This is a genomic window from Gimesia alba, from assembly GCF_007744675.1.
Classification (GTDB): Bacteria; Planctomycetota; Planctomycetia; order Planctomycetales; family Planctomycetaceae; genus Gimesia; species Gimesia alba.
In genome coordinates this window covers 5135292-5148141 of sequence record NZ_CP036269.1, presented here as the reverse complement: position 1 = coordinate 5148141, position 12850 = coordinate 5135292, and the positions used below count along the sequence as shown (strand labels likewise).

Below are 12850 nucleotides of genomic sequence, written 5' to 3'. Positions count from 1 at the left end.
TGTTATTGAAAAATCGCCGGTTTCATTTGTGCGTTGAGTTCTTTCCAGCGCGCTTTCAACTCGTTCAACTTCTCTGCCTGCTGTGAAGCGAGGTTCTGTTCTTCGGACAGATCCTCGGCGATGTTGAACAGTTCCCAGACCGGTTCTTTTCGATGTCTGCGATGATTCACGATTTTCCAGTCCCCTTTTCTGAGAGCGGCTCTGTTTCCTTGTCGCCAGAACAGTTCCTCATGCGGTGCGCCTGTTTTCTGTTTCAACAGATAAGGCATCAGATCGCGACCATCCAAATTTGCAGGCGCCTCTGCGCCAGCCAGCAAGGCTGAAGTGCTGAAGATGTCCATGCTGCTGATCGGATGAGAAAATGTCTGCTTTGGTTTCAAAGTACCCGTCCAGCGCATCATAAAGGGAATCCGCAAGCCTCCCTCATACATGGAGCCTTTTCCACCACGCAGGGGGAGATTACTCGAAGTAAGTTCTCGTGTGGGGCCGCCGTTATCACTGAGAAAAATGATCAGCGTTTTCTGGTCGAGCTTTGACTTGTGGACCTGATTCAGGATCTTTCCCACGCTGTCATCCAGCGAAGCCAGCATCGCCGCAAAAATACGACGGTGCACGTCTTCGATATCTTTAAAACGCTGCATGTCTTCCTGTTTACCTTGCAGGGGACTGTGCACCGCATTATAGGCCAGATAAAGAAAGAACGGTTTGTCCTGATGACGGTCAATAAAGCTGACCGCTTCGCGCGTGAATGCATCGGTCAGGTATGCGGTTTCTTCAACCGGCTGCCCGCCTCGAATGATCGGATTGTTGGCATCATAGTCGGGTTCATCATGTCCCATATGAGAGGAGTAAATCAGGTTGTCACTCATCCAGCGTCCTTTACCACCGCCGGGAATCGTTTTGCGGCGCAGCATTGTAGTCACACCCTGATAGGGGGGCGGGACAAAGTAATGACCTTCATGCACGAAGCCGAAGAATTCATCGAAGCCATGCCGGTAAGGATGGTAATCAGCGGCTCCGCCCAGATGCCATTTACCAATCAGCCCCGTGGTATAACCTTGATCGTGTAGCAGTTCAGCCAGCGTTTGTTCTGCAGGGGGCAGGCCGGTTCCCGGATCTTCATTTCGCGCGCCGATGGGATTGAATTCGTAACCGAAGCGAGTAGGAATCTTTCCCGTCAGTAGACCGGCACGAGAGGGGCTGCAATTGGGCGCGGTGACATACGCTTGCGTGAAGCGGATTCCGTCGGCAGCGATGGAGTCGATATGAGGCGTCGGAATTTGCGGATTTCCCTGACAACCCAGTTCACCATAACCCAGGTCATCGGCCAGCAGGATAATGATGTTGGGTTGTCCGGCTGCCTGGAGCATGTTTGGAAACAAACACAATGAGAGCAATAGCGAGCACCATTTGAGGGATTGCATGATTCGTCCAGTTTCAATCAGAAAAGAAAGCAACGAAAACCTGTAATAGCAGGGAGATGAAATTGAATTAAGAATACAGATCGATTGTAACGGCTCGCTATAAAACTTCCCACGGAATTCAAGGCAATCCGCTGGGATTTTGTTTCGCACTGCAGTGGCTGGAGGGGGCAGGGCAGACAACCTATAATGATTTTTGACGTCTGAACTCATCTAAATAATTCGTTTTCTGGATTTGCGACATGCCATTACTGGGAGCACATCAGTCGATTGCTGGTGGATATTATAAAGCCGTTGATACCGCCGCTAAATTTGATATGGATTGCGTACAGATCTTTACCAAAAATAATAATCAATGGCGCGCCAAGCCGCTCACCGACAAAGATGTCGATCTGTTTCAGGAGCGGATGGAAGCAACGGGGATTACACATCCCTGCTCACATATGAGCTATTTAATCAATCTGGCGAGTCCGAAAGACGAGTTGTGGAATAAGTCGATCGATGCCGTTGTGATCGAACTGGAACGGGCCGAGGCACTGGGGCTGGAAGGGGCCGTCATGCATCCCGGGAGTTATGTGACGTCGAGTGAAGAAGAAGGACTCGATCGGATTGTGGCTGCCATCGATCGCATTCATCAGCAGACCGAAGGGTTTGCCACACAAATCTGGCTGGAGACGACGGCAGGGCAGGGTTCGAATCTTGGATTTCGGTTTGAACAGTTGGCCTATCTTCTGCAGCAGGTGCAGGACGGGCAGCGGTTGGGTATCTGTGTTGATACCTGTCACATCTTTGCCGCCGGTTATCCCCTGATCAAAAAATCGGAATATAAAGCGACAATGGCCGAGCTGGATGAAGTGATTGGCATTGATCGGGTACGTGCCTTTCATCTTAACGACAGTAAATGCGAATTCGGCAGTCGCAAAGATCGGCACGAAAATATTGGCCGGGGCTTTCTGGGCCTGGAACCGTTTCGGCATTTGATGAATGATCCGACATTTCAGGATCGGCCCATGTATCTGGAGACCCCGAAAGACGAAGAAGACGGGGTCCCGCTGGATCAGATTAATATGGAAACGTTACGCAAGCTCTGCAAGAAATAAGCTATTTTCTCAAAGACGATCAAAATCCAAAATACCCTCTCATGCCATCAATTCAGCCTAGTCGATAAAAGATCACAGGCATTTCGTCGGGTGCGGTTGCGCGCCTGCGAATGATGCTTCCTGAACCTCAAGCCCCCATTGAGGTTACTTCCCGCGACCCAGGCAGAGAGTCAAAGTCCCGTTTTGACCTCTGGATGCAGATGACAGGATTTGTCGTTGTGAAGACCGGTCTAGTAAAACGAAAACTGACAACGGTTTATTTGCTGTTGATTGTGAGCTGTTATTTCACGGCGGGGTGTTTGCGCCAGCCCTCTGAGGTGATTTCTCAATCCAGTAAAAAGTCTGAAGACGCGCTGATTGCTTCGAAAAGCAGTTCCAGCTTTAACTTTTTTGATTCGAAAAAGAAAACTTCAGATAAAGAAACTGCCGCCAAAGTTAAAGTCAGTGGATATTACCCCAATGCAAATCAGGTGGATCTGGGAACCGAAGCACAGTTGTCCCATGCTGAGATTGCAGCGAATGCTTTAATAAATGACCGCGGTGCCTCAGAAGGTTTGAATAAACCATCCAGAAAAACGGTAGAAGCACCGCTTGAGAACTGGCGATCTAAATCGCTGGTCGAATCGGCTAAGAAATATCCTGCAAAGGTCGCTGAAACCTATCATCGGAAAATTGACCGAATCAAACAGGCATCAAGTTCCGTCAATCAGGAAATCACAAACGGCATTCAGCGAGTTTCCAATGCGATTCCTGCTGCTGAATCAAAAGCAGAATCAAAACAAGCGAAAAGCAAGTCGGCTGTTTCGGCAGCACAATCTGAGTTGGTAGAGACAACACCGTTTCGTACCGAAGAAATCAGCCGTTCTTTAGATCAGATCCAGGATCAGAAAATTCAATCTCAGCTTTCGCAAATGGGCAAAGATCTCAAGCAGGATCTAGAGCAGATGCAGCCTGCATTTGACGACGTCAATCAGGAAATGCGGCGGTTGCAGATTGATTCTGTCATGGCGCGTGCCAAACGCGAACTGAAACAAAAGAACTATGAATACGCTGAGTTTTTAGCAGAACAGGCGCTGGAGTCCAGCTACCGCGGGCATGTTGCTTTTGGAATCGATGAGCAGTCTCCCCAGATGTTACTGCAGCAGATAAAAAGTTCGAAGCCTGCGATGCAAACTTCGCCCGCCCGGGGATCTTCAAACGTGCAAGCCGTAGAGCATGCTCAGCCAAAAGTGCAGACAAATAGCGGCCAGAAGGTACACAATTTTCAATTTCAACCTTCACGCGTTCATCCACTGAAAAGGCGTGCTGTCACAAAGCCGCAATCACCAGAACCCCCAAAAACACAATCGCGACCTTCAGCAGGTAGCTCAGAGGAACTGCCACTGATTGTGCCGCGTAATGTGGGGAACGAACCACAGTCGATCACTATTCAGCCCCGGCAACGTGACGTCTGGGGACAGAAAAAACGGTCTGGCGGAATCGGACTGGAACCACCCTCATTTGAAGAGAAGGCAGAAGAGCCATTCGAGATTCCGTTCCCGAAGAAAACAGCTCCCCCTCAAACCAACTCCGTTCCTTCTCCCTCACTCGAATTGGAAGAAGTGACCGATGAACCACCGGCCCGAATCAGACTCAGTGGGCCAGAACCCGCTCAGCAGGAATCCGTTCAGCCGAAGTCGGTTCCCGTTCCGCAAGAACCAATCAAAGCAGTGGAAAAAGCAGAATCACCTACAGCACCGGGGCCGAAATTGATGCTGCCCAAATTGCCAGCGTTGCCAGGGGATCTGACATCACAGGCCGATCAGCCTCAGGGACAATCAGCAACGATGTTGAACCATTCTGGAGGGAAGCAGGGGGTACAGACGGCGCCTGTAAAATTCCGGTCGAAGATTCAGGAACGGCGCGAGAATGGACGTGTGTTAAACGGGGAGAATCGAAACGGTCCTCTCGCCGAAACCAGTTTAACACTGGATGAGATCGAATGGGATCTGGACGAGAAAAAACGTCCTCAACTGAGAAGTGCGTGGTCGGGAATGACGACTCTGTTGCTGATTGTGGGCGGGGTGATCATTCTGTTACTGTTGATGATCATCGTGATCCTGCTGAGGCGGGGCAATCCTTCGCCCTGATCATTCCATTTGTTTGTTCAGCTTAGTTGAACCGGCAAATTAGTCTTCCGGCTTGGTCAGAAATTCTCCGCCGCTGATAAACATGCCGTTGTCGCAAGGCGTACACCACATGATTTTGACACGGTATTCAAATTCCCGTGTTTCGCTGGCCAGTTTGACAGTGACTTCGCCGGGGTTCAACATGCCTTTGTGCAGCATACCCAGCCCCTGACGACTGATTTCTCGAGTCATCGCGGCAATCACATTTCCACGAGAGGTCTTTATCTCTGCGGGAACAGACAGCTCCAAGCGGTCAACTTCTCGCACGTTGACGGCATCGCTGTTTCCAAAACTTTCCAATACGTGTTTGAGATCCTCAATCGAGGGACGGCTCCACGGGGTCTCTTCCATTGAATTTACTCCTGAATGGGAAGTCATTTCGAAAGTCTGCCAGGACTCTGATCCATAGCTGATATTGAAATATAGGCTACAAAAATAAAGCAGGGACGGCTTTAGTTTCAAATTGCAAACGGAGTGCGGTCTCGATGATGTTTGAGAGCCGATAGAGCAAATTCAAGTGGTGCGAACGCGGAAGACTGTTAAACACTAACAGTTATAACGCCCGACAAAACAACAGAAACAGATCGATTCCTGTGTGTTATGACGATTATCCGCACCTCGATGGCGCGTGTTGTATCAATCATTCCAAAGACTCCTGCAAATTCTGCTATAACGTTTGTTGTTTATAAAATCCTCATGACGTCCATCTCAAAAATGGTTCGATACCAAATTGGGGTGATCCCGATAAAAAACGGGAGATACCTCCAAAACTAAATAGTTCAAGAACAATTCAACAGGCGGCCTTTCAAAGTGTCAGTCTGTTGATGGAGATTTTCTCAATGAATTTCTTTTTGAGAGAACTTGGACTGACTCGAACAAGAGAAAGCAGATTGATCTACCAATACTTATGATGATCTCTTCTTTTTACAAAAAATATAGCAGGCAACTCATCTGGGGCGTCTTTTGTACGCTGCCAATTCTGACATTTCTGGCGGAATTGTTGCCTTCCAATAACGACATCGAAACCTGGTTACCCAAAGATTCTGATGTGCGAATCGTCTACGATCGATTCAAGGCAGAATTTGGTGCGGAAGAAGTCGTCTTGATCGCGGTACAGCAAGGTTTGGACCAGCCCCTGTTGATCGAATCCACCGCCAGCAGAATCGAAACATTGCCTACGGTCAGGCAATGCTGGACTCCTGAGCGGCTTAAAAATATCCTCAATGAATTCCAGGTTGAAAAAGAAGAAATCAATCACCGGTTGAACGGCCTGTTAATCAACTCGGAAAAAAATGTTGCTGGTATCGTCGTTTTACTGTCGGATGTCGGAATTAAAGATCGCGCCGGGACAGTAGAAGGCATCCGTGCGAAACTGGAATACAATCAGCTAACAGGCAAAGAAGTTCAACTGGCGGGAGCTCCGGTTGTGATTGCCGAACTGGATCGGCTTGGCAGTCAGAAAAGTAATAAGAAATTCTTTATCATCACGCTGCTGATCAGTCTGGGACTGTTATATTACTCCTTCCGGGAATGGAAAAAAACGCTGGCGACGCTCGGTTTGACTGTCTGGGCAATCAACCTGACGACTGCCTTGATCTACCTCGGAGGCGGAGAAATGAATTTCATTCTCGGTGCCCTCTCAGTAATGGTGATGGTCTTTACCCTCGCGATTTCGATTCACGTACATCATTATGTTGTCAGCTGTATCGATGAAGAAGATCCTATTACGGCTGCTTTGAAAATAGCCTGGAAGCCCTGCTTTCTGGCAACCCTGACCACGACGATTGGACTCTTCTCCCTGACCGTCAGTGAGATTGGTCCGGTGGTTCAGTTTGGATATGCCGCCTCTATTGGAACATTTGTGTCATTGATTACTGGTCTGGGACTAACACCAGCGGTATTAACGATCTGGCCCATTGATCCAAAAATGGTGCATGCTGGAGAAAGCCGCTGGGATTTCAAACGCTGTGCCAACTGGCTCATTGATCATTCCGGCCGTGTATCCATCGCGACGATTGTCCTCGTGCTGATCACGGGAGTCGGGCTCTTTAACCTCAGGACCAAAATTGATCCGCTCGATTTCCTGCCGGCTGAAGGCAGAGTGATTCAGGATGTGCGTGCCGTGCAGGAGAATTTGACCGAACTGGATTCGATTGAAGCGATCGTCGATTTTGGTGAGGAAGAAATTCCGTTCATTCAGAAAATCGATCGGGTTCGTAAGCTGGAAGAAACGATTCAACAACATCCCGCAGTGCGGCATACCATGTCTCTGGCCAGTTTTTTCCCGAAACAGTTTCCGGAAAGTCCATTCGAGACCGCGCGCCTGTTATCACATGCACAAGCGGCTCATGGCGAGAACGATTTTGTTTCCGATGGTGAACGACTCTGGAGAATTTCCGCCCGAATCAGTAGCGGTGCCGATCTTCCTCAAGATATGATTTATGATCAACTATCTGAGATGATTGATGATCCGGATGTCATTCTGACTGGTGTTGCCCCCCTGTTAAGACGGGCACAAAATCAGATCTTCATCGGATTCTGGGAAAGCTTCTCGATGGCGTTTCTGATTATCACCGTGGTCATGATTGTTTCGCTGCGTTCGATCAAGGCTGGACTCGTGGCGATGGTGCCTAACCTGACACCGATTTGTATTGTGTTCGGGATTTTGGGTTGGTATCAGATTCCCATCGACATCGGGATTATGATGACGGCCAGTATCGCCCTGGGCATCGCCGTGGATGGGACCTTCCATTTCCTGGTACGCTATCAGAGCCAATATCGACTGACTAAGAATTCAGCGCAGTCCTCTCGTGATTCTCTGCTGATGACCGGAGAACCCATTTTCACAGCCGCTGTGATTACGGGGGCTGGCATGCTGGCTTTGACATTGAGCAATTTTGTACCCACCGCGCGATTCGGGTATATGATGACCTCACTATTGGGAGCTGCCCTGGTGGGTGACTTGATTCTACTTCCCTGTCTGCTGGCGTTACGACCACACAAACCAGAAGAGGGTGAATCCACTGATCACAATGACAGCGATGAGCTACATGAGGGGCGGCATCCTGGTGCCCCGCATTTCATCAAGCAGAATCACCTCGGAACGAAAGATCAGTCAGAGAAAGCAGTTGCATAAAGACTTTTTCTGAGAAACAGGCACTTGGTCTTGCAAACTCTCGGCTTTTCGGTACCCCTTGATTGATATATGAAGCCAGTTCATTATCATTGACGTTCCCCTGCTCAGTCAGCATCCCCCTTTTGTTCCATTCCATGCTGATTCTGCCTCGATACAAAATGCAGCAGACGAACAATCTCAGGGGAGTGGTGGAACAACAATTTCAGGTATCAAACGACCTCAACTTTATTTATTGAAACACAGCGGAATTCAAAATGGGATATCATCTGATAACAGGTGCCACAGGATTACTGGGACGATATTTAATTCGAGACTTAGCTTCTGCAGGAGTCCCGCTGGCTGTTCTGGTTCGTCCTACACGACGGATGACGGTTGATCAGCGCATCGATATGATCATGGCTTTCTGGGATGACCATTTAGGTCGTGAATTACCGCGGCCCGTTGTGCTGGAAGGGAATATCAACGAAGAAAATCTGGGGTTGAGTCAGGAACAACTTGAATGGGCGACAGAGAATGTCGACCGCATCATTCACTCTGCCGCCAGTCTGTCTTTTTATAGCACCAGCCAGGAGAGTGAGCCCTGGCGTTCCAATGTGGGCGGTGTGAAAAAAGTCCTCGAGTTCTGTAAAACAGCGAACATCAAAAAATTTGACCATGTCTCAACTGCGTATGTGTGTGGTTTACGCACGGGCAGAATCATGGAATCGGACGTTGATGTGGGGCAGGAATCGGGCAACGATTATGAACGCAGTAAACTGGATGCAGAGTTACTGGTGCGAAGTGCCGATCATATTGAATCGTTGACGGTCTTTCGGCCTGCGATTATTATTGGCGATTCGAAAACCGGCTTCACGAACACGTTTCACGGGTTTTATGCCGCCTTGCAGCTGGGGCATACGCTCACGCAAATGCAGACCCCCGATGAAACGGGACGGCTCTATGCCAACTCTCGCTTTACTCTCGATGGTGATGAATCAAAAAATCTGATTCCCGTTGACTGGGTTTCTGCTGTGATGTCTTACATCATTACACATCCCAAGCATCATGAGAAAACGTATCACCTGACCCCGTTGCATCCGGTTCAGTCCAGATTGGTGCATGACGTGCTGGAAGCAACCTGTAATTTTTACGGGTCAATTTTTGCCGGTGCTGGTGTTGAGTTGACAGATCCGACCGAAGCAGAGCGGTTGTTCTATGATCACATCCGCGTTTATAACTCTTATTGGCGCGATGATCCGGTGTTTGACAGCACCAATACTCAGACCGCAGCGCCGCACTTACCCTGCCCGCACATTGATCGTGAGTTATTAACACGACTCTCGCAGGCCGCCATCGATATGAACTTCAGCTGGAATGACCGCACGCCACATCGATTCGGCGTTAAGTAGACCAGGGGTTCTTCGACTTGCGGTAAGGAGACGGAGCACGGGGGGCCATTTCGTCCTTGGCAGGGGCTTCCGGCTCCTGCTTTTCAGGTGGCGCTGGTGCAGGTTGTTCTTCTGTTGTTTGTTCTGGTGCCGTCGGTTGATGCAGCAGCTTGTCGAGTATCCCATTTACAAACTGAGAAGATTGAGCACTGCCGAACTCGCGCGCCAGTTCCACTGCTTCGTCAATCACGACAGGCGACGGCGTATCGGTGTGGAGTAATTCGTAGGCACCCAGTCTGAGGATATTCCGATCCGTTACCGCCATCCGTTTCAGTGACCAGTTTTCAGCGACACGGACAATTTGCTCATCCAGCTGCGGTTTATACTCCATCACGCCAGAAAATAACTGCCAGGCGAAAGCACGGGTCGTTTTATTGCGACCATGTTCGTCTATCATACGACGAACCTCTCCTGCAGAAATATCAGGATTGAGATCAATTTGATAGAGCATTTGCACGACTAATGTTCGCGCTTGTTTTCGGAGAGACATGAGAGCATCACTAACACGGTTGAAGAATATATAATAATCAGAGTATTTAATAACTCTGGTTGTGGTTTAGCAGCGCAGATCAGGACTGATCCTGGTCAATAGATTGTAACAGATTGATCATCTCAATCGCAGCCAATACCGCTTCACTCCCTTTATTGCCAACTTTTCCGCCGGCGCGATCCAGCGCCTGCTCCATGGTTTCGCAGGTCAGAACTCCGAACAGCACGGGGACACCACTTTCCTGGCTGCTCCGCATAATGCCTGCCGCCACTTGATGATTGATATAATCGTGGTGCATTGTACTTCCCTGGATTACAGCACCCAGACAACAGACGGCCTGGTACCGGCCACTTTTAGCCAGTCGATCCGCAACCAGAGGAAGCTCGAATGAACCGGGTACCCAAACGACAGAGACATTTTCTTCCGAACCACCGTGACGACGGACTGTTTCGAGAGCTCCCTCCAGCAGCCGGCGAGTAATCAGTTCGTTCCAGCGGGAAACAACGATCGCAAATTTTGCATCGCGGGCCAGTAAATCGCCTTCAATCAGTTTATGGTTCATCGAAGTAGTAACTTAATCTAAATGGGAAACGGAAAAAAACAGACCAGCGGGTTGTTCAGATATTGTTCTGTGGAGTGAATCGCGGGGATTGCGATTCTGAATCAATTTGGTATGACTCACGCATTTTTTGAATCCGGGGGGCAGATCTTAGAGACGTTTAGCCCAGATTCATACTCAATAAAAATTCTTCATTGGTTTTGGTACGACGCATCCGGTTTGTCAGAAGCTCCATCGCATCCACGGGGTTCATATCATTAAGCACGCGTCTGAGAATCCAGACTCTGCGGAGTTCTTCTTCATCCATCAACAGTTCTTCACGTCGCGTTCCGGATTTATTCACGTCAATCGCAGGCCAGATTCGTTTTTCGACCATTCTGCGATCCAGGTGCAGTTCGGTATTACCGGTTCCTTTGAATTCTTCAAAGATCACTTCATCCATGCGGCTGCCTGTATCGACCAGGGCTGTGGCCACAATCGTCAGGCTGCCCCCTTCTTCCACATTACGGGCGGCACCGAAGAACCGTTTGGGGTGCTGCAGCGCGTTGGCGTCGACACCACCAGACAGGATCTTACCGGAATGCGGGACTTCCGTATTCCAGGCACGTGCCAGTCGGGTAATGGAATCCAGGAAGATCACCACGTCTTCGCCGTATTCGACCATCCGCTTGGCTTTTTCAATCACCATTTCCGAAACCTGAATGTGGCGGCTTGGTGGTTCATCAAACGTACTGCTGACCACTTCGCAACGATCGCCACCGACCTGGCGTTCCATATCGGTGACTTCTTCCGGTCGTTCATCAATCAACAGGATAAAGACATAAGCACCGGGATGACTGCCCAGGACACATTTTGCCATTTCCTGTAACATCACAGTTTTACCGGCTCGCGGTGGAGAAACAATCAAACCACGTTGTCCCATTCCGACGGGAGCCACGAGGTCCACAATCCGTGTACTTAAATTGCCGGCAGGCGAAGAAAGTCGGAGACGTTCTTTCGGGTGGAGCGGCGTCAGATCGTCAAAGAAGACTTTGGTTGTCAGGATTTCGGGATCACAGCCGTTAACGGCTTCGACGCGAAGTAACGCGAAATAGCGTTCATTTTCTTTCGGAGGTCGAATCTGCCCGGCCACGATCGCCCCGGTCCGTAAACCAAAGCGACGGATCTGGCTGGGGGAGACATAAATATCATCCGGGCAGGGCAGATAGTGATAATCGGGGCTGCGTAGAAATCCAAATCCATCCGGGAGTATTTCCAGCGTGCCTTCACCAAACATCAGACCATTGACTTTGGTGCGTTCTTTCAGGATTTTGAAGATCAGATCCTGTTTTTTGAGCCCCGTGTACTCGGTGAGGTTCTCTTCTTTGGCCAACTGCATGAGATCTTTCATCGTCAACCGTTGCAGATCGGCGATATGAATCTCACTTTGCTTAATTTTCTCGTAGCGTTCATCGGCAGATTTGGTAATCGCCGACTCGCTTTGACTGCGCGAATCAACTTTCTCCCGCTTTGGCTTGGGAGTTAACTGTTCGATATTTTTTGAAGCCACAGGTCCGTCATTTTCAGAAGTCTGAAGTTTAATGGATTTGGCCATAGTGATAACTTTCCGAATTACAAAAATAGTGAGATGAAATAGCGTGGAGTTCTTGAATCAATTGAGATGTGTTGAACGCGAAGATGAATTTAACCTTTGGCAAGGCTGTCAATATAGTGAAAAGCATCAGTGGGTATTTATGATACGATCTGGGATGAGCCTGCTTTGAAATTGTCTTTTCGACTCGCAGGTGTTACTGGAACATCCGGAGTCCGGTCATTTGTTTAATTTATTTCGTTTTAATTAAGTCATCAATAAATCTGGATAAGGCCAGCCCGGCGGCAGCCAGATCCTGGTCATTTTGAATCACATCGTTTGCTAGTTTACGTTTTTCTGAGAGGGGCAGCTGATGTTTTTCCCGTTTTGTCAACTCTGCTGACGACCAGCCTCGGTTCTGAGTGACTCTGTTGAGTCGTTTCTCAAAAGGGCACTCAATAAATACGATCTGATCGCACAAATCTTTCCAGCCCGCTTCCAAGATCACAGCCGCATCAACCAGGATTGCATCGACCTGTCCTTCAGACCGGGCCGCCAAAATTTCCTGCTCAAGTCTCCGATGAATCTGGGGGTGGACTATTTCTTCCAGTTTCTTTAATGATTCCTGATGTTGTTTCTCGTCTCCAAAAACAAGTTTGGCAAGGTTGGAACGGACGATCTTTCCTTGTTCATTGAACACCGCAGTTCCAAACTGCTCTCGAATTTTCTGCTGAACTTCTGGAAAATCTAGTATCTCATGTCCGATTTGATCGGCATCAATTATCTTTACAGATCGCAAAGTTTTGACTTTATTGGCTACCGCACTTTTGCCAGACCCGATCCCTCCGATCAGTGCAATTGTGGGAATGAATGTATGACAAGACACAAGATGGTTAAAACAACTTGCATTGGTGGAAAATGGTTTTCTTACACATTCCTTCGCAACAGAAACTTACCACACAGGAGGTTTATGATTGCT

Annotated in this window: 10 protein-coding genes; 4 read left to right on the top strand and 6 right to left on the bottom strand. The window is 48.9% G+C overall.

All coding sequences use genetic code 11. The features are described 5' to 3' along the window. Window positions 1-2 precede the first annotated feature (2 nt). Window positions 3-1424, bottom strand: coding sequence for a sulfatase (locus Pan241w_RS19210; RefSeq protein ID WP_145218952.1), 1422 nt, complete (start codon window positions 1422-1424; stop codon window positions 3-5). Window positions 1425-1663: 239 nt separating this feature from the next. Between Pan241w_RS19210 and Pan241w_RS19205 the strand changes: the two genes are divergently transcribed. Then, window positions 1664-2521 carry a deoxyribonuclease IV gene (locus tag Pan241w_RS19205; protein WP_145218950.1) on the top strand — a complete coding sequence of 286 codons (858 nt, stop codon included), beginning with the start codon at window positions 1664-1666 and terminating at the stop codon, window positions 2519-2521. 110 nt (window positions 2522-2631) lie between these two features. Next, window positions 2632-4650, top strand: coding sequence for a hypothetical protein (locus Pan241w_RS19200; protein ID WP_145218948.1), 2019 nt, complete (start codon window positions 2632-2634; stop codon window positions 4648-4650). 39 nt (window positions 4651-4689) lie between these two features. On the opposite strand, the gene Pan241w_RS19195 is transcribed toward Pan241w_RS19200, so the two are convergent. Further along, the gene (locus tag Pan241w_RS19195) at window positions 4690-5040 is read right to left on the bottom strand and encodes a PilZ domain-containing protein (protein WP_145218946.1); all 351 of its coding nucleotides are present in this window, start codon (window positions 5038-5040) and stop codon (window positions 4690-4692) included. Window positions 5041-5596: 556 nt separating this feature from the next. On the opposite strand from Pan241w_RS19195, the gene Pan241w_RS19190 reads away from it, so the two are divergent. Then, window positions 5597-7825, top strand: coding sequence for an efflux RND transporter permease subunit (locus Pan241w_RS19190; protein ID WP_145218944.1), 2229 nt, complete (start codon window positions 5597-5599; stop codon window positions 7823-7825). A 254-nt stretch (window positions 7826-8079) separates the two neighbouring features. Beyond that, the gene (locus tag Pan241w_RS19185) at window positions 8080-9213 is read left to right on the top strand and encodes an SDR family oxidoreductase (RefSeq protein ID WP_145218942.1); all 1134 of its coding nucleotides are present in this window, start codon (window positions 8080-8082) and stop codon (window positions 9211-9213) included. On the opposite strand, the gene nusB is transcribed toward Pan241w_RS19185, so the two are convergent. The 4 genes from nusB to coaE form a co-directional block, all read right to left on the bottom strand. Next, window positions 9206-9742 carry a transcription antitermination factor NusB gene (gene nusB, locus Pan241w_RS19180; RefSeq protein ID WP_145218941.1) on the bottom strand — a complete coding sequence of 179 codons (537 nt, stop codon included), beginning with the start codon at window positions 9740-9742 and terminating at the stop codon, window positions 9206-9208. The genes Pan241w_RS19185 and nusB overlap by 8 nt on opposite strands. A gap of 79 nt (window positions 9743-9821) precedes the next feature. Next, a complete protein-coding gene (ribH, locus tag Pan241w_RS19175) occupies window positions 9822-10304 on the bottom strand; it encodes a 6,7-dimethyl-8-ribityllumazine synthase (RefSeq protein ID WP_145218938.1) in 483 nt (160 codons plus the stop codon). Between the two features lie 157 nt (window positions 10305-10461). Then, a complete protein-coding gene (gene rho / locus Pan241w_RS19170; RefSeq protein ID WP_145218936.1) occupies window positions 10462-11895 on the bottom strand; it encodes a transcription termination factor Rho in 1434 nt (477 codons plus the stop codon). 229 nt (window positions 11896-12124) lie between these two features. Continuing rightward, window positions 12125-12757, bottom strand: a complete 633-nt coding sequence (gene coaE / locus Pan241w_RS19165) for a dephospho-CoA kinase (protein WP_145218934.1) — start codon at window positions 12755-12757, stop codon at window positions 12125-12127. Window positions 12758-12850 lie beyond the last annotated feature (93 nt).